Origin of the sequence: Halobacillus shinanisalinarum, assembly GCF_022919835.1 — a bacterium.
GTDB classification, from domain to species: Bacteria; Bacillota; Bacilli; order Bacillales; family Halobacillaceae; genus Halobacillus_A; species Halobacillus_A shinanisalinarum.
Map to the genome: position 1 here is coordinate 1,990,107 of NZ_CP095074.1, position 22,131 is coordinate 2,012,237.

Consider the following 22,131-nt stretch of genomic DNA (forward strand, 5'->3'; position numbering starts at 1 on the left):
CCTCCTTACGATCAAGGCTTTTTTACATTTTCGCATACTTTTTAAAAAAGAACCCCTTTTACACACTTTTTCCACATTTTCTCCAAAGTCATGCCGTAACTCGTAAGTAAAATAAAAATTGTACAGAGAAAAGCAGTTCGTTATCCACTTGATCATTTTGATTTGAGAAAGGGGTCATTGATCATATGTTAGACGATGAGAACAAACAGTCCAAAAAGCATTACAAACGTTCCGGTTTAGCTTATGGAGTATTAGGTGCTATTATAGCTGTGTTTTTAATAACAACTGTATTTCAATGGAAAGGGATTTCAATTGATATCAATACGAGTAAACCAACTGCCCAAGCTGACGAAGTACAACTTGGTAAGACTCAAGAAGCTGTCACACAAGCTGTAAATGAAACAGCACAGACCGTAGTAGGTATCAGCAACATTAAAGAAGGTCCACGTGGGTTACAAAAAGCCGGCACAGGATCTGGGGTCATTTATAAGAAAGACGGTAATCAAGCTTACATCGTAACGAACCACCACGTTGTCGCAAATGCTTCACAACTTGAAGTGATTTTAAGTGATGGTACGAAAGTGGAAGCCCAATTGAAAGGCAGTGACCCATTAACAGACCTAGCCGTTTTACAAATAGATAGCGAACATGTCAAAGAGGTTGCCGAATTAGGGTCAGCTAAAGACGTAGAGGTTGGCCAAACAGCCATAGCCATCGGTAATCCGCTGGGCATGGAATTCGCTGGATCAGTCACCAAGGGGATTGTCAGTGGTCTTAACCGTAATATCCCTGTTGATATAAACGGAGACCGCCAGCCAGACTGGCAAACCGAAGTGATTCAGACAGATGCTGCTATTAACCCAGGAAATAGCGGCGGAGCACTGGTTAATCTTCAGGGTGAAGTCATAGGGATTAATTCTATGAAAATTGCCAAAGAGAAAGTGGAAGGTATCGGGTTCGCGATTCCTATGGATGTAGCTAAGCCAGTAATTAAAGATCTAGAAAACCAGGGAAGCGTAGAACGACCTTATATGGGTATATCTTTGCAGGATGTCAGCCAAGTACCAGGATCTATTCTTGAAAGGAAATTAAACCTGCCTAGTGACGTTAAACAAGGCGTTATCGTTGCTGGAGTGGCACAAGGAACACCTGCTGCCGATGCTAATCTACAAAAGTATGATGTGATTACTAAAATTGACGACAAGCAAGTAAAATCGCTCATGAGTTTACGCCAGTATTTATATACAGAAGCGGAAGCTGGCGAACAAGTAGAACTCACAGTTTATCGAAATGGTGAACCAATGAAAGTTTCACTCGAACTTTCCTCCCAGTAAAAAATATAAATATAACCCCTCTCCTTTAGAAGGACCTGCGACTAGAAGCGCAGGTCCTTCTTTTATGTATTCGCTCATTGTGTTGAGTGACAATCAAGATGTTTCGCAATACGAACGAGACATTTTGTGGAATAACGTATGGTTCAAATGATGTAATTTTGAAATATTATCAGAACTATAAAGGGATTTCTTTACCCTAAGGGACCGACTAAACGGTCCCTTAGTTTTTTAGAAAACTAAAAAGATTGCAACCTTTTTGGATTATAATCGTCATTTTAATGCCGGAGACATTGTGGGGAGTTTAAAATGCTTGAAGAAAACTATCCAAAATCAACAGTATCCGATGAAGTTGAGATTAAGCTATTAATAAAATTAGTACATTTCAATCGGAGACTGAAATTACTTTTGATTTTCATCAGGGCGGCGATTTTGTTTTATATTATTTATTCAGGATTGAGCTTTTATGATTGGGAATCCTTTGCACAAGCAGCCACAGGTTACATTCAAGGAGTAACGTTTGCGTTTTATTTCTCAGCTTCCTTATTCTTAATAAATTTTACTTTAACGTTTTTCAACAAAAAGTGGTTATGGATTTCTGTAATCATAGATGCGACTATTATTTTGTTTATTGATCGTTTAGTAACGCTTTTTATTATAACTAACTCGGAGGTGCGTCTATTGTTTACAATTGTTTTGTTTGGAGTGTTTTTTGGATTAATTATTTTTGTCTTTACTCTTATAGCGTCTAAGAAAAAAGGTAAATTCTATTTAGCTCCAATAGTTACTTTCTTAACTTCTTTAGGAGTAACAGCTTATGGGTTTATTAAAATTCGCGGATTTGAAGGAATGGCTTACGGCTTTCTAGGTGCGGGTATTTTTAGTATAGCAGTCCTTGGAACAATAATGCTTCCATTTATAATTAGTAAAATAAATGATAAACAACTCAACAAGAGGGATAAAGGGATTTTAGTCATCTCACCCCTTATCCTTTTTGCAACTATAGGGTTGGTCTTATACACAGATGAAAATTATTGGGTGATTGGTGAAGGGTTAACACCTTATGATAATCAGGAAAAAAATCAGCCCCTTGATAGCTATTATAGAGTATCCACTATATCCGAGGGTAAGAAGCAGGTTCATATTAGCTTAGGTGAAAAGTATATAGGGAAAGAGGTTGAAGTGGAAAATGTTAAGACCATAGGAAATACAGAAATCACTGTGAAAATGATTGACGGTGATGAAAGTAATAAAATACCCTACATTCAAGTTGGAGTGGATCAAATAGTTGAACCTTTAAAAGTACAAACCACGGAAGGAGACGTTATCCATTCGCAACTAGAAAAATTACCAAATTGACTTTTCACTATATGCTTATTCCAGAATCGGCCGAAATAATAAAATAAGCGGGCCAGATTACAGAAGAAAGGTAGTATTTTAATGAAAAATAATCATAAATCTTTAATGCTAATATTAACATTAGTATTAGTTATTTTGGCTGCTTGCGGAAACTCATCTGAGGAGTCAAATACTAAATCAAACAACGAGTCACCAGATAGCAGTTCGACGCAAAATGCAAATGGCGACTCACCAAATAATAGCTCAAAAGATAAAGATAAAACGGATAACTCTCCAGAGGATACGGGCGAAACCCAGATAAATCACCAAGAAGACACTTCTGAAAATACATCTACAAATTCAAATGATGGAAAATCATTGACGTCCAGTAAGAGCGACAGTGAAGTTACTAAAAATAACAAAGAAGAATATCTCAATAAATTGAATAAAATGGATAAATCTGATAAAAATGCAGATGTTAAAACTACAATATCAGAAATGGAGGAACAGGAGGAGGAAAGATATAAAAACTGGGATAAGACATTGAATGAAATCTATGGAGTATTGAAAGAACAGCTTAGTACGGAACAGATGGATCAATTAAGAGAAGAACAACGGAATTGGGTAGAACATAGAGATGAAACTGCTAAAGAAGCATCACTAAAGTATGAAGGTGGTTCAACAGAATCATTAGAATATGTAGCTACGCAAGCAAGTCTTACCAAGAAAAGGTGCTATGAGTTAGTTGCAAATTATATGAAGTAATTTTTCATATTTTTCATCTTACATACTTAAAACCTATAACTTTAGAACAAAGCACTTTTTAATGACATTAAAGCAGGTTTTTTTCATACAATATTTTTGGGGTGAAAAAAATGCCAAGAGTAAAATATACAAGTTCAGACGTAGCTTTAATGGCAAGGATGATGAGAGCGGAAGCCGTAGGTGAAGGAAAACAAGGAATGATGTATGTAGGGAATGTAGTTGTTAACCGGGCTATAGCGGATTGTTTAGATTTTACAGATGTAAGAACAATTCGAGATGTCATTTTTCAAGTACAAGGGGGGAATTTTTCTTTTGAAGCTGTTCAAAAGGGTAGTCTATTTTATAAAGGAGCGAGATCTGTTGAAAAAAGATTAGCAAGAAAGAATTTGAACTTTTGGAGACAACACCCAGCGAAGTATGCTCTTTGGTATTTCAATCCATATGCTCCATGTCCTCCAACATGGTACGGTCAACTTTTAACTGGTCGTTATAAAAATCATTGTTATTATGAACCAGTAGCTGGAACATGCGCCAGTGTTTATTGAAAGTGGAAAACGCGAAAAGTTGAGCATATAAGACGTTTTCAATTTAAAAAGTATCCAGATCAATACCTGAAACAATTGGAAAGAAAAGTGGCATAGCAGGTTATTGCGCTAGTTATGCCCTTTAAGTTTTAAAAAGCCGCATTCTTCAATGGAAGAATGCGGTTTTCAGACGTTTAAACAAATAACTTTATCTATATCGGAACAGGTCGAATGTAGAATTCAGCCCTACTGATCCACGGCGTTTTTAATTTCGCAGGCAAATCTGGGCAACCACGGCTAACCTTAAAATTTCGTGGCCATTTCAAAGTTTTCGCGACTAAAACTTAACGGGATGTAGATTCGTTCGACATTGAAAGACGCCAACCTCCTTGCAGCCATGACCAGGTCGTTTTTCCGCCTTTCTTCATAAAATAGGTGATAAAAGCCTTGCGGTAGATTCTTTGAACTTGATCCAAGACGAACGGTTTTTATAAAGATTAAATGTAAGTTCGGTCGAATTGATAATATCTTCGTGAAAACGATCAGCCAATACGTGGGCAATATCCGGATGATAAAGAAACGCATTCACTTCAAAGTTCAATCGAAAGCTTCTTACATCAATGTTGGCTGTTCCCACAGAAGCGATATTGCCATCGACAACAATTGTTTTCGCATGGAGAAAGCCTTTCTGATAAATATAAACGGTCGCTCCTGCCTTCAATAGATCGCCAATGTTAGAATAGGTTGCCCAATAAACGAACGGATGATCCGGTTTATTTGGGATCATGATTCGGACATCGACCCCCGATAAGACAGCGATACGCAGGGAGTCCAACAAACTATCATCAGGGATAAAATAAGGTGTCTGGATATAGACATATTCTTTTGCTGACATGATCATTTTTATATAGCCATTCTTAATTTGTTCCCAGTCCGAATCGGGACCGCTCGAGACAATTTGGGCTCCGACATTTCCCTCAGCTTCCGCTTGAAAATAGCGCTCATCATAGAAAATGTCATCCCTTGATGCATAATTCCAATCAAGGATAAAGCGGGTCTGCATATTGTTTACAGCCCCTCCTTCAAGACGAATATGTGTATCACGCCAGTAACCAAAGCGTTGGCTATAGCCTAAATACTCATCACCAATATTAAAGCCGCCGATGTAGCCAATTTTACCATCAATAATCGCTAACTTCCGGTGATTGCGGTAGTTGATCTTCATATTTAGCTTAGGGATCAATGGTGGAAAGAATGATTCAACTACTCCCCCTGCCTTTTCAATTCTTTTTACAAATTTACGGCCTAATTTCCTTGAACCCATATCATCATACAGTAGCTTTACTTCTACGTTTTGTTCCGCTTTTCTAACAAGCACATCAGCTATTCGCTGGCCTAATTGGTCATCACGGACAATATAATACAGGAGGTGGATATGGTCCTTCGCCTGTTCAAGATCTTCTATGAGCGCGTGGAATTTCTTTTGACCATCTGTGAAAATTTCAACCTCATTATTTTGTGTAAGTAATGCGTCATTATTTTTCAAATGCATATAGATCAAGTCTTCATATGGGACGATGTCTTCATGGTGTACCTTCATCGTATGTCCCTTAATAGAACGGAGCTGATCTTGGACAGCTGTCAGGAGGCCTAAGCGGCTTTTCTTATCCCATGTAAAAATTTCTCTATTACTTAATTTCCGTCCAAAAATTAAATATAGAAAAAAACCTGCTATTGGAATAAAGAGGAGAACCATTAACCAGGCCCATGTGGAACTTGCATCTCGACGTTCAAGGAAGATAATAGCCAGGGCTAAAATGACGTTTAAAACAAGCGTTGTACTTAATACATAAGGGAGAAAGCTCACCTCTTCACCTTCTTTTCTTTACACTATTGCTTCTATACTATAGCATAATTATGGTTTTATGACCTAAAGAACAAAGAAAGCCACAGGCGTGTCAGGCCTACCCTTAGGTGGTTAAACAAGAAAGAGGCAAAGCCTCTATGAAGACTCTGCCTCTACTCGTTAAGATTCCAATAAAATTCCTCTTTCCGCCAGTTCCTTTTCCGCTTCATCTAAAGCTTCAATATGATCAGCTGAAATGGTATGTGTGTGGATTCCACTTGTCAGTTCGAGCAAAAACGATGCATTTGTTGAATCTACCTGCTCAATAAAGCGCTGGATATCCCGGCGACTCGAAATATTTAACCGTGCTGTCAGATCGCCGTAAACCGCATGCTCCACTACTACATCTTCTATTTTTACACCATGATCTACTAAAATCGTCAGTTCTTCCTCCGTTTGTTCAGCGGAATGCTGGCATACAATCGTCCGTTCGCAAGTTGATTCGGGGTGTATTGTTGTTAAATAAACGTAGCCTTGACTTGTTGCTACAATCGGTTCCCCACTCGCCTTAATAAGTGATACATCCCCTACAATAACTTGCCTTGTCACATTCATTTCTTTCGCTATAGAACTTCCAGTAATTGGCTCTTTCTGCTCTTTTAATAAAGTTAATATCTGTTGTCTCCGTTCGTATGCTTTCATCTTTGGCTCACTCATGTTAACGACTCCCTCGCACAATGTTCATATACATTATTTTATCATAATTGTAGGACAGGAGAGAGGGTTTTCTTTAATATGCCCCATGTCTTCAAAAATCAATATGCACACCGAAAACACCCTTGCTCTTGCTCGATTCTTTATGAGTAGCTTCCTTTTAGTTTCCACTGTTCAACAGAAAACGTACTTGAGCCAAGCGAAGTGAATAAGACAGATTCGTCCTCTTGCTGCGGAAAAATACGTGATGTAAACACTTCTTCCCCGTCGTTAACGAAAATCTCGAGTGTAGAATGATCAATAAACAGCCGCAGTTGCTTTAACTCATTGTTAAGTTTAACTCGGCGGAATTCTGTCATCCCTTTGTCTTCTAAATGAGGCCTTGATAAAGTAAGTACATCATTCTTTTTTTGATAACTAAAGGCAGCATAGTGGAACAGTTCAATAGCAAATTGTTCTTCAATGTTTTCAAACTCGATGTTCATTTCTACCGATTTTCCGCCAATACCGCGAATCCCTTTTTGATCGTTTTCGATCGTAATATCGGAATGAAGCAGGATAGAATTCCTCATTTCCTTTAGCTCTTCTAGAGGTTTTTGCACGATTTTAGATCCATTCCATATCAGCTCTCTTGGCAGTGTTAAACAATGCACCCACTTATTTTTGATCGTGGGGTGTGCTTGTTCATATTGATCAGGAACACCCATCCAGCCAATCAGGATACGTCGCCCTTTTTCATCTAAAGTTGTTTGAGGAGCATAAAATTCAAATCCGCGGTCAAATTCTATAAACATATCGTGATCAAACTTAGCCTGTTGATAATCCATCCGCCCTGTGAAGTAGCCGCTTTGATACGTATTGGCATAATTCATTCCTTTTTCTTCTAACCCTTGGGGAGATATCATTAAAATGTCCTGTTCACTCCATTCAAAAACATCTGGACATTCCCACATGTAACCGAAATCACCGAGCCCATTTTCATGAGCGCCTGCTATATTCCCGACCAGTTCCCATTCAGTTAAGTTATCAGATTGGAACAGAACAGCCTTGCCATGCAGTTCCTTGCTTTGCGCACCAATCACCATGTACCAACTGTCGCCTTTCCTCCACACTTTCGGGTCACGAAAATTAGCAGTATATCCATCTGGCAAATGGACAACTGGTCCTCTTTTATCAAAATGAATCCCATCTGTTGAAATGGCTAAACATTGATAAGCTTCTCTCTCGCCCTTTTCATTGATCACATTCCCTGTATAAAAAAGATACAATGTATGATCATGAACGACTGCACTACCTGAATAACATCCGTTTTTATCAAACCAATCGGATGGTGTCAGGGCAATTGGCTGCTGCTCCCAATTCACGAAATCCGTTGATGTATAGTGCCCCCAAAATTTATCCCCATGATCTGTTCTAAACGGCATCCATTGATAAAAAAGATGGAAAACCCCGTCCCATTGGATAAGGCCGTTTGGATCGTTCAATAATCCAACAGGGGGTTATGGTGAAAGGCAGGTCTATAATGGTCTGAACGAACCTTCTCTTCATTCTCCTTCACGGCCGCTTGTGCCTTGTTGCGTAATTCAATATCTCTATCAGACATTTACTTCCCTCCACCTTCTTATACCTTACTGGTTTGGCTATTGTCTAAACGCCTTTCCTGCAATTATACCTTTTTTCTATCATTGTTTTCCAACAGAAATAAGCCCAGAGTAATCACCCCAGGCTTATTGTTTTCCACTATCTTATTTCGTCTTCACTGTCATGATATGTGTATCGCCGGCAGCTGCCGTATCACTGTATGATGGCTCAAAATGTTCTACAACATCATCAAAATTAGTAATAATGACCGGTGTCGTAGTGCTCTCAGCCTTTTCACTAACAAGGACAGGGTCAAAGGTCACTAAAGAATCTCCCGCTTGTACTTGATCGCCGGTATTCACGTGTCCTTCAAATCCTTCGCCTTCCATTGAAACCGTTTCGAGTCCGATATGGACAAGAACTTCTATGCCTGACTTTGTCTTAATGCCGACTGCATGCTTCGTCGGAAAGACCTGAACAATTTCTCCTGCGACAGGACTGACTACCTTACCATCTGTTGGCTCAATAGCTACCCCGTCTCCCATCATCCGTTGACTGAAGACGGGATCTGGTACGTCATCTAAGGAAACAACTTTTCCTGACAACGGTGCAACAAACTGTTCTTCTGTACTTTTATTTCCACCAAATAATTTTTTAAACATCGGAATCATTCCTCTCTTATGAAGAAAGCTATCCTTACTTTTCCCTTAATTCCGTGCAGTAAACTTAACCTAATTAAGTCTGGCACTGCAAAATTTCTCAAGGATTGCGCATCTCATTCCATACTAAAAAATCGATTTTACATGAATAAAGAAGGATAGGACAAACTGTGATAAAAGCGACAAATAAGAAAAAGGAGGATCCATATGGGCAAAGAATGGACACAGCCAGAACCAATGTGGAGGAAGAATACGAAGCTTGACAGTTTCCCGAGGCTTGAGGAATCGATAGAGACAACAGTCACGATTGTAGGCGGGGGAATTACAGGAATTACAACTGCCTACATGCTAGCTAAAGAAGGGAAAAAGGTTACCCTCATTGAAGCAGATGAGCTGTTGAATGGAACAACTGGTCATACGACAGCGAAAGTAACAGCCCAACATGGACTTATTTATCATGAACTCATTAAGCATTTCGGTGAAGAAGGAGCAGCTCTTTACTTCAAAGCACAAGAAGACGCCATGGCTACCATAGAAAAGCATATTAATGATCACTCGATAGACTGTAATTGGCAGCGTGAAGATGCCTATTTATTTGCGACAACTGAACAAGGAGCAAGAAAGCTTGAAAGGGAACAGAAAGCATACGGGCGTCTGGAAATTGCGGGGGAGCATTTTGACGATCTTCCTTTCGACACGGAAACAACCGGAGCCCTGTGTATGCGTAATCAAGCGCATTTCCATCCATTACATTATTTAGCCCATCTCCTTGATGAAATCACCGATCTGGGCGGTGAAATTTATGAACATACAAAAGCCGTGGATGTTAAAGAAGGGAAGCAAGTCGAAGTTGAGACGGGAGGAGGTCATACGATTACCTCTGATTACCTTATATCATGTTCTCACTTCCCTTTTTACGATAAGGGGATGTACTTCAGCCGCATGTATGCTGAACGTTCCTATGTAATCGCCATCGAGCCTGAAAAAGAATGGACAAACGGGATGTATTTATCTATCGATGAGCCTAAACGATCGATTCGATCTGCCATATTTGACGACAAGGAAATTTTGCTGATTGGTGGTGAAAGTCATCGTACGGGGGAAGGAAACGATATGTCCTTTCACTACAAAGCGCTTGAAGAATACGCGGCCCGCACATTCGGCATCAAAAATAAATTATTCCAGTGGTCAACCCAAGACTTAACGACATTAGATAAAGTTCCTTATATTGGACCAATGACAATGAAGAACGATCGCATTTATGTAGCGACAGGATTTAGAAAATGGGGGATGACGAATAGCACAGTGGCTGGCCAATTAATTACTGATTATGTGATGGGGCGAGAGTCCAAATATCATTCTGTCTTTACACCTGCACGGTTTAAAGCAGACCCAAGTATGAGGCATTTCCTCACAAATAATATGAATGTGGCTGCACATTTAGTCGAGGGAAAAGTAGAGCTTGTTGGTAATGGACCTGCTAGCCTAGAACAAGGCCAGGGAGCCGTCGTACAGTGGGAAGGCAAACGCGCAGGTGCCTATAAAGATGATAAAGGCGAACTCCACCTCCTGGATACAACTTGTACGCACATGGGTTGCGAAGTGGAATGGAACAGCGGGGAACATACATGGGATTGCCCTTGCCACGGTTCCCGTTTCTCATATGACGGAGCCGTTATGGAAGGACCAGCAAAACGTCCTCTTGAAAGAATTGAATTTAGTGACAGCGAGGAAGTTGCCATAATTCCTGATGATCCGGAGGCTTTTGAAGAATCTACTGATAATCAATAGTGAGAGAAGAGCGCTTTTTAGCGCTCTTTTTTGATTGGTAAAATCGCTCCTGTCGGCTAAACAATTTAAATGCAAAAACAAGGATCCATTTTGGGCTCATTATAAATTTTACGTTATAACCCCTTTTTCTTTCCAAAATTTATAAAATTGGCTAGAATAGCTTAAGTACAGATACAGAATCACGAAAGGGTTATGCTTAATGTTGGATGATAATAAGCTCGGTATAATATACACAGCAGCCGCATATATCTTATGGGGTTTTCTCCCTATCTATTGGAAGTTAATACAAGAGATCCCCGCCTTTGAAATATTAGCGCACCGTATCGTCTGGTCTTTCGTCTTTATGATGGGCATGGTGCTCATTCTAAAAAAATGGAAACCATTTGTCGCTGAGTCGAAGCGAATTTGGGCTAATAAAAAAAGTTTGATCGTGATTACACTTGCCTCAATCACGATTAGTATTAACTGGCTTACGTACATATGGGCAGTCAACAATAATCACGTAGTTGAAGCCAGCCTAGGCTACTACATTAACCCGCTTGTTAGTATTCTGCTTGGAATGATCGTTCTAAAAGAGACCTTTTCAAAACCACAATGGCTCGCATTTATATTAGCGGCAAGCGGTGTGATTTACATGACCGCACATTTCGGGTCCGTCCCGTGGATCGCTTTATTACTGGCGTTAAGCTTCGGAGCTTACGGTTTACTGAAAAAACTCGTTACACTGAATGCGATGTTTGGTTTGACGGTTGAGACACTGATTGTTTCCCCCCTAGCACTCATTTATCTTTTGCGTGTTCAAGGGCCGCCTCCCGATATCGACTTCTGGTCAATAACGACACTGATTATTTTTGGATCAGGGATCGCTACAGCTATTCCACTTCTGCTGTTCTCAGCAGGTGCCAAACGAATACCGCTTTCAATGGTAGGCTTTCTACAATACTTCGCTCCAACGATCATGCTATTTCTCGGTGTCTTTCTTTATGATGAACCATTTACAGAGGTGCACCTTGTATCCTTTACGTTAATTTGGGCGGGCCTTGCGGTATATACAGTTTCTAGAATGAAACGGCTGCGAAGATATGAAGGTAAAACAGCTTAAAATAAAAGGACCCTCATTTATGATGAGAGTCCTTTTATATTTTGCCAGCCTTTCTTCGAGACTTAGTTTCTTAAATGGGAGGCTATATCATATCCAGAAAGGAAGGCGCTCTCGAATCGGGTTCGCCCCGTTTGATCATCTGCTCGCAAAAAAGCATCTCCGGCAGCAAATATCCTCGCTTCCTTATCTAACTGTAAAAAGGGGTGAGGATGCGTGTCAGCTGATTGTGCGTAACGCCATGTTTCCAGCTGCTGAGAGACAAGAGCATGAAAATCTAAATAGGATGCCGTCTTCTCTCTCATCAATTCAAGGATATCTTTTTCCCCGTCATGGTTCACGGACCAATCGGCTGTCATATAAACACTAACGATCACCTCTGATGAAATTCCCTTCTTTTGATGATCGACAATCCGCTCCACTCCTGAAAGCAGTTTTTTATTCATGTGACCGTTTTTTGGAAAAACGATAGGCCTATCGAACTGAAACAGTCCCACATATGTTGGTTCGTATGTAAGCATTCTTAATGCACCTTGTGCTGATTGCTCAATACAAAGGGAACTGTTGGCAAGAAGACTTAATGTTTGAGGAGCAGGCATTGTACATATGACCCGCTCACTTTCGTAGACCTTTCCCTCTTCATCACCTAATAAAAAATGGGAACCCTGATCATTGATATAGGAAACGTTTCTTGAAAGGAATAGCGGCAGATTTACGGCTAAACGCCTCGAAAATTCTTGCATCCCATCTATTGACGTGTATCTCGGATAATTCTCTCCAAACCACTGCTTCACCCAGCCCTTTGCCAGCCAACCTTGAACTTCTTGGTTAAGCTCATCCGATCGAACGGTGAAAAACTGTGCCCCATAATCTGCTTTACCTTTGGAATATTTTTTTGTCGCAAGCCTGCCACCTACTCGTGGACCTTTTTCCAAAAGCAGTACCCTATAATTGGATTGCTTTAGTTTTTGTGCTGCAATAATCCCCGATAAACCCGCTCCAATAATAACTACATCATACCTGTGCACAATTATCCCACCTTTATTTATACAAGATTAAATTTTTTACGTTGTCGATTCCTTTCCTGAAATGGAAGATTTCTCTCCCTCTTTCATTACTATGAATCCTCCCACCGTTTATTTCTTTAAGCCAGAACCGCATTAGTGATAGGCCAGTAACACCATCGTTATTATACTTTTTGAATGCAGCATACGTAGCGGCCGTTGTAGGTTCCACATGAAAGCCTCTCCTGTCCAATTCCCGTTTTGCCGACTCAATTTGATCCTCCGGTACTTGTAACGATTGTTCCGCCTGAATCTTTTACACCTTCAATGATTTGTTCGCCCCGGGTTGGATTTCCAATTGCAATTCCTTCTGCTTGGGTGCCAAGATTTTCAACAGCAGAAATAACCTCTTTTTTTGATGAAAAGCCTTGGCGATAGGTGCGCAAGGCTCAGCTTGAACGCCGATAATCTTAGGAAGCCCCTCGATCATTCCAGCTTGTTTAAGGTTCTTGAAGCCAATATAGATGCACCGCGACCTTTAATCTTCTCTATAGGAAATTCGACATGGCATGAAGATTCCTTGCTTAGGCCGCCACTCTTTTATAGAGGGTGTGTACTCTTCCCCTGTTACTGGGTCTATAAATTTGTCTTTCATATGTAGCTACTCCTCTCCCAAATTCTTTTTTCGATATGCCTCGTGATAATTCCTTCATGACAGAGTAGGCGTCAAGTAAATCGCTTCTTTGCGCCGGTAAAAAGAGCCATCCCAATGTGGGATGGCTCTTTTTCTTTATGCTTTAACTTTTTTCTTCTTACGGAACTTGCTTAATACTTCATAGGCCAGTGGCACGATGAGCAGCGTTAACAACGTGGAACTCGTTAACCCGCCAATTACGGTAACCCCTAGTCCTTTACTAATAATCGATCCACCTTCTAGTCCTAAAGCTAACGGCAGCAAGGCGCCGATCGTGGCAAGTGCGGTCATAAGAATCGGACGCAGACGTGTCATGCCGGCATCTACTAATGCTTCTCTTGTCGTGTAACCTTCCTTTTCTTTATGAATCACACGATCTATTAAAACAATCGCATTTGTTACAACAATTCCAATTAACATTAGGGCACCGATCATAGCGGAAATACTAATCGTTTCTCCGCTAATTAGGAGACCTAATACAGCACCAATAATCGTGAATGGTAACGAAAATAGAATGGCAAGCGGCGCCGTGGCTCCACCAAAGAAGATCACGAGCACAAGGTAGACAATAGCAATCGCTGCAAGCATCGCTAATCCAAGCTGGGTGAAAGATTCTTGAATATCCTCTGCGACTCCACCCATCGTTACTTCCATACCAGGCGGCAATTCAATGTCGTCAATGTCACTTTGTACATTAGCAGACACAGCGCCGATATCATCAGTGGTAATCTTAGCGCTGACACTAGCATAAACGCGTTCATTTTTTCTAGTGATCGTATCAGCTGTTGTTCCTTTCTCTACTTCAACCACTTCACTGATGGGAACGGATTGACCTGTAGGAGTTTGCAGTTCTTGGTCTGTTACCTCACTAATGTCTTCGTAACTCTTTTTCTCTACTTCAATATATACATTTAACTCTTCGCCATCCTGTTTTACCGTTGTCAGTACAGGCTCTTCACCATTTTGATTCAACTCCATACCTAACTGACCTGCGGTTAATCCAAGCTCACTTAATTTTTCATGATCGGCGACGAGCGTGTATTCCTCGTAAGACTCAGATAGGCTTGAGTCGATTCCGGTTAAATTCTCTTGTTCAGCCAAAATATTTTCAACATCTTCTACAACCGGCTCAATTTCGTCAATAGTATCTCCATAAACAAGAAGCTCTAAAGAACCGCTTGAGCCTGTAGAAGAGAAGTCTTGGGAGGACCACTCTCCCTTTTCAGATGATTCTTGCAATCCGTCAATCACCGTTTGACTTTCCGAGGAAAAATTTTCAGTTTCACTGTCATATTCGACGTAGAATACGGCTTGATTCGATGCACCAGGACTCATCGGATTTTCTCCACCGACAGAATATTGAATTGTTTCTGCACCTTCTCGGCCTTCAAAATATTCTTGGGCATCCATAGCAATGCTTTCGACATCTTCAAGTGTCTGGCCTGGCTCTGGATTATAAGTTGCTATGACCATTTTCTGTTCTTGAGCCGGCAGGAAGCTCACCCCTACCAACGGGACGAGTGCGACACTCCCAACTAAAATCACTAACGCAATAATTGATGAAATAATTTTGTGATTTAACGTACTATTCAGCAGTGCTCGATAAGCCCTTACTAAACGTCCGCCTTTATGATCATGGTCAACCTTTTTCAATTTACCTTGCTTCAATAATGAATGGGACATCATCGGTACAATTGTAATGGCTACAAGCAGGGAGGCAACCAATGCGAAGACAACGGTTAACGCAAATGGTAAAAAGATTTGCCCAACGGTCCCTTCCACTAGTCCTAGCGGTAAAAATACGGCAATCGTCACAATTGTTGAAGATAGGATTGGCATAAACATTTCACGTGTAGCCGAACGAACAAGATCTTTGCCTTTTAGCTTTTCACCAGGCAGTGACATTCGCCTATATATATTTTCTACGACAACAATCGAGTCATCCACTACTCTGCCTATAGCTACCGTCATGGCACCTAATGTCATAATATTTAATGTAATATCCATTTGTTTAAGAACGAGTACAGCTATTAATAGCGAAAGTGGAATCGATATAACAGAAATAACTGTTGTTCTGAAATTACGCAAGAATAAGAGGATGACAATGACAGCAAATAATCCTCCAAACAGCGCCTTGTTCAACATCGTGCTTACCGATTCTTCTATCGGCTCTCCCTGGTCAAAAGAGTATATAAACTCCGTTCCAGTGAGTTCTCCTTTTAATTCTGCCGTTTGTTCTTTTACTAAATTAACGACATCAACTGTATTCGCTTCCTGGGATTTAACGATTTGAAGCGAAATCGAATCTTCTCCATTGGTACGCGAAATAGACTCTGCTTTCCCGACAACTTCAATTTCAGCAAGTTCCTGAAGCTGGACAGTGGGAATCCCGGCCTCGGCTGCCTGCTCTGTTGTCATCGCTCCTCCAGAAGTCTGGCCTTGTGGCGACATTTGTCCTCCCTGAGTACCTTGAGGCGGTTGCTGGCCCTGTGGTGCTTCAGATCCTTGCGACGAAGGAATCGCCGGGATTTCTAAGTTTCTCAGGTCCTCAACTGTTGTTAATTCCCCGTCAATGACGACAGATTTTTGTGTATCATCAAAGGTGTATAAGCCAAGTGGAAAAGACACATCCGAGCCTTTAATCAAGTTCATTATGGTTTCGCTATCCATTCCACGCTCTTCTAAAGCACCTTCGTCAAAATCAATCCGAACCTCCTGAATTTGCTGTCCCGACACTTGCACGTCAGCCACACCTTCAAGTCCTTCAAGTGCTGGTACGATCTTATCCTCTACCGTTGTCGTCAGCTCATCTAATGATTGTTCCCCATTGATCACACTTAAACTGACAACGGGAAAAGCATTAAAATTTAAACGACTGACAGAAGGATCTTCAGCTGAATCCGGCAGTTCAACTTGGCTGACCGCATCTTTCAACTCATCTTCTGCTTCATCCAAATTTTTATCAAATCCATACTCGAGCTGAAGGGAAGAAGCATTTTGATAAGAAGTGGAACTGACCGTTTTCACTCCACTCAAATTACCCACCTGTTGTTCTAAGGGCTCTGATATATTTTCAGCCACTTCTTCGGGTGTGGCTCCTGGATAAACGGTAGACACCGTAATAATCGGTGGTTCGATATCTGGAATCGTTTCTAGTTTCATATTTAAACCTGAATATAAACCTGCTATGGTTATAATAATAGTCATTAACCAAACCGCAAACTTGTTGTTCATAGAAAAATTTATAATTTGTTTCACGCGCTATCCCCTCCCAATTGACCGTATAGTCATAACAGATTATAATATAAATGACTATGTGGTCATTAGTCAAGAGGAAATACTTTTTAATTTCACAATTAAGGGGTCACCAATATGGAAGATAAAAGCATATTCATCATCGAACAATCAATTAAGCTCTTTGCAAAAAAAGGCTTTAGCGCAACTTCAGTTCAGGAGATCGCTAATGAATGCGGCATCTCTAAAGGAGCTTTCTATTTACACTTTAAGTCGAAAGACGCCCTTTTATTAGACGTTTTCTACCATTACTCCAGACAAATTCAGTTAAAAACCGATGAGATTCAAGCTAAGGATTTAAATCCACGAGAGAAGTTTATAAAGAAGCTCGCTGTAACATTTAAAGAAATCATCGAACATCGTGAATTTATTATTATGCAAATACGTGAGCAAGCTATTCCGTTTAACGATGACATTGAAAGATTCTTGCAGCATATGAGATTTAACTCTTACTACTTTTATAAAAAAAATCTTATGGATATTTATGGGGAGGACATAAAAGAGTGTGTATGGGAAATTACTCTTCTTTTGCAGGGGATATTTAAAGCTTATATCGATTTGATCATTATTGAAAATGTGAAATTTGATATTGAGAACCTTTGTGAAGGGATGCTAAAGCGAGTTGACTTTCTAGTAGAGGGATTCAACCGCAGTAATGACCGACCAGTCATTACTGAAAAAATCATGAGTGAGATTATTCCAAAAGACTACTATTCTAAACAAGCAGATCACATTATAGATGCCTTAAAAGAAAAACAACCATCTTCAACCAAGGATATTAAGGACACAATTGCTGTGATTCTTGAAGAACTTAAAAATTCCGAACCTCGCATAGCTGTCATTAAAGGTATGGTGACAAACCTTGAAGAAGAACATGAATTCCAGCAAATCGTTGGACAAATTCGTTCCTTTTTCCAAATCTAATAACCACTAGACACGCCAAGCACGTCTAGTGGTTATTAGATTCTTCCATTTGCTCTGCTTCGATGATTTCATCAAGAATCGGATACACCGACTCAACGCCTTTTTGTGCAACTAGACAAGCAACGCCTAATGTAGTTGACCAAAAGGAATCAGGGATAGATGGATTCTTCAAGCCAGCTGGTTGGAACAGTGAACGGTATATTCGTTTCAAATGCTGTTCAGTTGTTTGTGCATCGGTTTCACGTTCGCCCCTTGCTAACAAAAACACGTAGCGCATCGACTGAAATAAATTATCACCTGGCATAAAAGTGTATTCTTTGAAGAATTTCAGCTGCTTCTCTGTTTCCTGTTTTAAACCCGATTTAACAGCTAAGTCATCCAAGTGTTCATGCAAATGACGGTAGACCTGCTGAAAAATTCTGCGCTTCTCCTCTTGCATTACTTTATCTGTATAAATGCTCTGCAGCTTATCAAAAGCTTTTTCCTTCGTCCAAGTCACTATGTGATCACCTCTATTGTCTTCATTCTATATGAGAGCCCCTTATTCCTTCCCTAAGCCAAAGTTCTTCGCCTCCCCTTCCACAGAACCATAAAGTTCCGGAACATTTGCCGAATGTTCTTTTAATAAATCAGGGAGATGCGGGATAACTTTATTCCATACCATCGGATTGGCCGCCATCGCCTGAAACAGTGCTTGTTCGTCTTTAGACCATGATCTCATTGATTGAATGTAATCAAGGGTTAGGCGATAGCCAGGCATAAGCTGGTCATCTCGTTTCACCTTAAATTGAGCCATGACTTCTTCCCAAGTCGCTCCCTCGTCATGCTTTTGTATCGCTTCAGCTAACAAAAAGGACTGCATGAAGGCATCATTGATACCAAGTCCCGTGCTTGGATCTTTACTATGGGCTGCATCGCCAATCAGAACCCACCCTTTTCCTGCAGGCTCACGGAAGAAATTCGGCACACCTGGTGTCCCGATAATTCTCCCATGGAGCGATGCGTCCTTTAACCGTCGCTTCATACCATAAAATGTTTGATAGGTTTCCTCGAACTTTGCTGGGTTTTTAGCAAATTCCCTAAACTCATCGGGATGTACTTCAAGACCTAAACAGTCCACCCCTGGCTCCATTGGAAATAGGAAGCCGATTCTTCCTTCCTTAAGGAAGATCTCCGTCGTCGGTTCTAGTAACGGTTCAATCCCGTGATAATAGCCGTAGAACACGGGGCGAAGCGGTGAGTGCTCCCCGTATTTCCCTGCCTGAACCCACTCAGCAATATTTGAATGCTTCCCATCAGCGCCCACCACAAGCGAAGCATAAACCGTCTGGCTTTCCCCACTGCTATCGACCGCTTTTACTCCGATTACTTGATCATTATCATAAAGCAGCCTCCTCACAGACCATTGTGCTAGCAACTCAACACCATCATAACTGCAGGCTTTCGACAGAAGAATGTGATCTAAATAACTGCGTCTCGGAATAAGTGTGTAGGAATCTCTCGGGCCCTCTACAAAACTATCACCAATATAGGTACGCATTCTATTAATTTTTCGTAAGCCCTTCGCTTCAACCTCTTCCAGCACACCCAGTTTCCCTAAATAATTCACATGTGACATATGGTGTGTAGATAACGTATCACTCGGAAAAGAAGCCTTATCAATCAGCAGCACCCGCTTCCCTTTTTTTCCAAGTAAGATCGCCAGGCTCGCCCCTGCCACTCTTGCCCCTATAATCACAACACCCACATGTTTTTCCATCTCCCCGCACATCCTTCGCTCCCTATTTTCTTTAGCGTAACGTTTTTTCACAAAAACAGCTAGTTAGGAGTTTGAAAGGTGGACCGCAGCGAATTAATTGCACGAAATTCCCTTTTATTGCACATAAAACAGCATAATTGCATATTTCAACTTCCTGCAGTAAAAAAGACTCCCTTCGCGGGAGCCTTTTCCTCTATTCAAACTTCTTTTCTTGTTCTACATTATGATTTTGATCCATGATAAGCACTCGGCTCGGCTTATCGTTCTCCGCTAATTCAGTTGCTTTCTCGACCGCTGTATCCCGTTCATCATATAAATCGGTTGGTGCGACATCTTCAATTTTTACTAACCAACCTGTAACATCCTTATTTGGTACAACACTATATTCCTTCATCTAAATCTCTCCTCTATTTATCGTCTACAATCAGTCTTCCCACCACAAAACCTCCTCAAACGTTCTGATTCATTTTCAAAAATAGTTTGACAATACTACATTCTCCTTTTATAATTCGAAACATACATTTAAAAAAGTAAGTGAACTGAATATCTCTTATCGAGAGTGGCAGAGGGACTAGGCCCTGTGACGCCCGGCAACCTTCAAGTAATCGGCTTGAAAAGGTGCTAATTCCTACAGATCGAAGCTAGATCTGACAGATAAGAGGAGGAATCGATACATACGCCCTCTTCTTACTAAAGAAGAGGGTTTTTTATATGGAAATCATTACGAAGGAGGGATGAAGCATGTCATTGCAAAACCCTACTGAACAGCAACAGACAACAGAAAAAGTTTCGATTGGAGACTTTACATTTGAATCTGGTGAAACGCTTCCTCAGGTGGAGCTGGCTTTTGAGCATTATGGGTCAACGAACGCCCCCGTCATTCTTCTTTGCCATGCCTTAACTGGAAATCAGTACGCCATTGGTTCTAAAGAAAGCCCTGGCTGGTGGGCAGGTCTTGTCGGGGAGCAATGTCCGATTGATACTACCCAGTTTCAAGTGATCACGTTTAACGTACTTGGAGGATGCCATGGCTCAACTGGCCCTGCAAGTATAAACCCTGAGACTGGTGAGTTGTACCGTCAGGATTTTCCAAACGTAACAATCCGCGATATGGTTCGTTCCCAATATAAAGCACTTGAAAAGTTGGGAATTACCAAACTTCATGCTGTGGCGGGCGGTTCGCTTGGGGGCATGCAAACACTTGAATGGGGAATGCTTTATCCGGACTTTATGAAACAACTCTATGTTTTAGCTGCCACTCCCTATTTAAGTGATTACGGGATTGCCTTTAACCATATTGGGGCAAGGGCTATTCAGGATGATCCGGCTTATAATGAGGGGGACTACAGGTCTAATGACGAGTTGCACGGTTTTGAGATTGCCCGAATGACCGGTATGGTTACGTACAGAAGCGGTCCTCTTTTTCATAAAAGGTTTGCACGGGAGCAAGGGGATGCTCTTTATTCGATCCAGTCCTATTTAAATTATCAAGGTGAAAAAATAAAGCAGCGTTTTGATGCGAATAGCTATCTCTATTTATTAGAAGCCATGAACAACCATGATATTAGAAGACGACGCGGTACCTTACAGGAAACAGCTGAGAATTATAAACCGCACCTATACACCGTAAGCTTTGAACACGACCTTCTCTATCCAAAAGAATTGATTCAGCCCTTTAGTGAGTATGCCCCTCAAGGTGAGCATTATCATGTGCAAACGGACTATGGACACGACGGGTTTCTCGTGGAATTTGGAGAATGGGGGTCGTGGCTTGGCGATAAATTGAACGAGGGAGTGAATGAAGCTTGACAACCAAAGTAGCGATTCTAGGATTTGGAACAGTCGGACAGGGCGTTTATCAAATTCTGCAGAACAAACAGAAACAGCTAACCCATTTAACAGGAGAATCAGTACAGTTATGTGGTGTCCTCGTTCAAGACAAAGCGAAGGAACGCATTCTGCCTGAATCTGTTCTTGTAACTGATCAATTTGATGAGATTCTTGCACAAGAACCAGATGTAATCTTTGAAGCCATTGTTGGTGAACAGCCTAGCTTTTCTTATTTAACAACGGCCATCGACAGGCGGATCCATGTCATTACAGCAAACAAAGTGATGTTTGCCAAACACGGCACTCATTTGTTAGATAAAGCCGCAAACCGTGTAGGCATGGGCTATGAAGCAACAACAGCCTCTGGCACTCCCATCATTGGTACGATTACTAAACTTCTACAGGTCAATTCAGTAACAAAAATTGAGGCCATTTTGAATGGAACGAGTAACTTTATCCTCACTTCCATGCAGAACGAAGGAAAAAGTCTCAAGACCGCACTAAAAGAAGCACAGGATCAGGGGTTTGCTGAGGCTGACCCAACGAATGATATTGAAGGCTATGATGCTTTTTACAAGCTGATGATTCTTAGTCAACTTATCTATAAAAAACAGCCCAACTGGGGAAATGTCCCATGTGAGGGGATATCTAACGTAACAGCTGAAGATTTAGCTTTCGCCAAAACAAACGGACAGAAAATACGGCACATCGCTGCTATTGAGGAAAAAAATGGTGAACTATATGCCGGTATAAAACCTAAAGCCTTATCGCCAGCACATGGGCTGCATTCTGTTGACGGTGTTGATAACGCTATTCACATTATTAGTGATTTAGCAGGACCTCTAACATTAAGAGGGCCTGGCGCCGGCAAGTTGTCGACAGCGAGTGCGATGGTGGAAGACTTTGTTCATATCCTTCAGTCCTATCCAGTAAAACTACTTCAATATTAGAAAAGGAGCCTTTAACTAAATTGATAGT

19 protein-coding genes, 1 pseudogene and 1 riboswitch are annotated in these 22,131 nt (G+C 41.0%); of the genes and pseudogenes, 9 read left to right on the top strand and 11 right to left on the bottom strand.

The annotated features are described in order from the left end of the window. Positions 1 to 185 precede the first annotated feature (185 nt). From MUO14_RS09850 to MUO14_RS09865, 4 genes are all read left to right on the top strand, one after another. Complete coding sequence (locus tag MUO14_RS09850; RefSeq protein ID WP_244755049.1) at positions 186 to 1,334, top strand: S1C family serine protease; 1,149 nt, start codon at positions 186 to 188, stop codon at positions 1,332 to 1,334. Between the two features lie 306 nt (positions 1,335 to 1,640). Further along, positions 1,641 to 2,690: a YesK family protein gene (locus tag MUO14_RS09855; protein WP_244755050.1), complete on the top strand. Its 1,050-nt coding sequence runs from the start codon at positions 1,641 to 1,643 to the stop codon at positions 2,688 to 2,690. Between the two features lie 81 nt (positions 2,691 to 2,771). Further along, positions 2,772 to 3,434 carry a lysozyme inhibitor LprI family protein gene (locus MUO14_RS09860; protein WP_244755051.1) on the top strand — a complete coding sequence of 221 codons (663 nt, stop codon included), beginning with the start codon at positions 2,772 to 2,774 and terminating at the stop codon, positions 3,432 to 3,434. A gap of 110 nt (positions 3,435 to 3,544) precedes the next feature. Next, positions 3,545 to 3,979: a cell wall hydrolase gene (locus MUO14_RS09865; RefSeq protein ID WP_244755052.1), complete on the top strand. Its 435-nt coding sequence runs from the start codon at positions 3,545 to 3,547 to the stop codon at positions 3,977 to 3,979. Between the two features lie 403 nt (positions 3,980 to 4,382). Here MUO14_RS09865 and cls read toward each other — a convergent pair whose 3' ends face one another. The 4 genes and pseudogenes from cls to MUO14_RS09885 all read right to left on the bottom strand — a co-directional run bounded on the left by cls (position 4,383) and on the right by MUO14_RS09885 (position 8,761). Beyond that, complete coding sequence (cls, locus tag MUO14_RS09870) at positions 4,383 to 5,825, bottom strand: cardiolipin synthase (RefSeq protein ID WP_244755053.1); 1,443 nt, start codon at positions 5,823 to 5,825, stop codon at positions 4,383 to 4,385. 159 nt (positions 5,826 to 5,984) lie between these two features. Beyond that, complete coding sequence (locus tag MUO14_RS09875) at positions 5,985 to 6,521, bottom strand: transcription repressor NadR (protein ID WP_244755054.1); 537 nt, start codon at positions 6,519 to 6,521, stop codon at positions 5,985 to 5,987. A gap of 140 nt (positions 6,522 to 6,661) precedes the next feature. Then, positions 6,662 to 8,121: pseudogene (locus tag MUO14_RS09880) on the bottom strand (glycoside hydrolase family 32 protein). Positions 8,122 to 8,263: 142 nt separating this feature from the next. After that, a complete protein-coding gene (locus MUO14_RS09885) occupies positions 8,264 to 8,761 on the bottom strand; it encodes a PTS sugar transporter subunit IIA (RefSeq protein ID WP_244755055.1) in 498 nt (165 codons plus the stop codon). Between the two features lie 204 nt (positions 8,762 to 8,965). Between MUO14_RS09885 and MUO14_RS09890 the strand changes: the two genes are divergently transcribed. Next, positions 8,966 to 10,549: an FAD-dependent oxidoreductase gene (locus tag MUO14_RS09890; protein WP_244755056.1), complete on the top strand. Its 1,584-nt coding sequence runs from the start codon at positions 8,966 to 8,968 to the stop codon at positions 10,547 to 10,549. A 199-nt stretch (positions 10,550 to 10,748) separates the two neighbouring features. Continuing rightward, positions 10,749 to 11,651, top strand: a complete 903-nt coding sequence (rarD, locus tag MUO14_RS09895) for an EamA family transporter RarD (protein ID WP_244755057.1) — start codon at positions 10,749 to 10,751, stop codon at positions 11,649 to 11,651. A gap of 62 nt (positions 11,652 to 11,713) precedes the next feature. Here the strand turns inward: rarD and MUO14_RS09900 are convergent, their stop codons facing one another. From MUO14_RS09900 to MUO14_RS09915, 4 genes are all read right to left on the bottom strand, one after another. Then, positions 11,714 to 12,676, bottom strand: coding sequence for an NAD(P)/FAD-dependent oxidoreductase (locus MUO14_RS09900; protein ID WP_244755058.1), 963 nt, complete (start codon positions 12,674 to 12,676; stop codon positions 11,714 to 11,716). A 13-nt stretch (positions 12,677 to 12,689) separates the two neighbouring features. Beyond that, entirely contained in the window at positions 12,690 to 12,884 is a 195-nt protein-coding gene (locus tag MUO14_RS09905; RefSeq protein WP_244755059.1) for a hypothetical protein, read from the bottom strand. Between the two features lie 37 nt (positions 12,885 to 12,921). Then, positions 12,922 to 13,098, bottom strand: coding sequence for a hypothetical protein (locus MUO14_RS09910; protein WP_244755060.1), 177 nt, complete (start codon positions 13,096 to 13,098; stop codon positions 12,922 to 12,924). Between the two features lie 344 nt (positions 13,099 to 13,442). Beyond that, positions 13,443 to 16,604 (bottom strand): efflux RND transporter permease subunit, encoded by a 3,162-nt coding sequence (locus MUO14_RS09915; RefSeq protein ID WP_244755061.1) that lies wholly within the window; start codon positions 16,602 to 16,604, stop codon positions 13,443 to 13,445. Between the two features lie 114 nt (positions 16,605 to 16,718). Here MUO14_RS09915 and MUO14_RS09920 point away from each other — a divergent pair, with 114 nt between their 5' ends. Further along, entirely contained in the window at positions 16,719 to 17,564 is an 846-nt protein-coding gene (locus MUO14_RS09920) for a TetR/AcrR family transcriptional regulator (protein ID WP_244755062.1), read from the top strand. 25 nt (positions 17,565 to 17,589) lie between these two features. Here the strand turns inward: MUO14_RS09920 and MUO14_RS09925 are convergent, their stop codons facing one another. From MUO14_RS09925 to MUO14_RS09935, 3 genes are all read right to left on the bottom strand, one after another. Further along, entirely contained in the window at positions 17,590 to 18,063 is a 474-nt protein-coding gene (locus MUO14_RS09925; protein WP_244755063.1) for a hypothetical protein, read from the bottom strand. Positions 18,064 to 18,105: 42 nt separating this feature from the next. Next, positions 18,106 to 19,323: an NAD(P)/FAD-dependent oxidoreductase gene (locus MUO14_RS09930; RefSeq protein ID WP_244755064.1), complete on the bottom strand. Its 1,218-nt coding sequence runs from the start codon at positions 19,321 to 19,323 to the stop codon at positions 18,106 to 18,108. 193 nt (positions 19,324 to 19,516) lie between these two features. Next, positions 19,517 to 19,717, bottom strand: coding sequence for a DUF2188 domain-containing protein (locus tag MUO14_RS09935; protein WP_244755065.1), 201 nt, complete (start codon positions 19,715 to 19,717; stop codon positions 19,517 to 19,519). A 153-nt stretch (positions 19,718 to 19,870) separates the two neighbouring features. Further along, positions 19,871 to 19,984: riboswitch (SAM riboswitch) on the top strand. An 80-nt stretch (positions 19,985 to 20,064) separates the two neighbouring features. Here MUO14_RS09935 and metX point away from each other — a divergent pair. Together metX and MUO14_RS09945 are read left to right on the top strand one after the other, a co-directional pair. Continuing rightward, positions 20,065 to 21,132, top strand: a complete 1,068-nt coding sequence (metX, locus tag MUO14_RS09940; protein ID WP_244755066.1) for a homoserine O-acetyltransferase MetX — start codon at positions 20,065 to 20,067, stop codon at positions 21,130 to 21,132. Continuing rightward, positions 21,129 to 22,103, top strand: coding sequence for a homoserine dehydrogenase (locus MUO14_RS09945; RefSeq protein ID WP_244755067.1), 975 nt, complete (start codon positions 21,129 to 21,131; stop codon positions 22,101 to 22,103). Before metX ends, MUO14_RS09945 begins: the two co-directional genes overlap by 4 nt. The last annotated feature ends 28 nt before the right edge of the window (positions 22,104 to 22,131 follow it).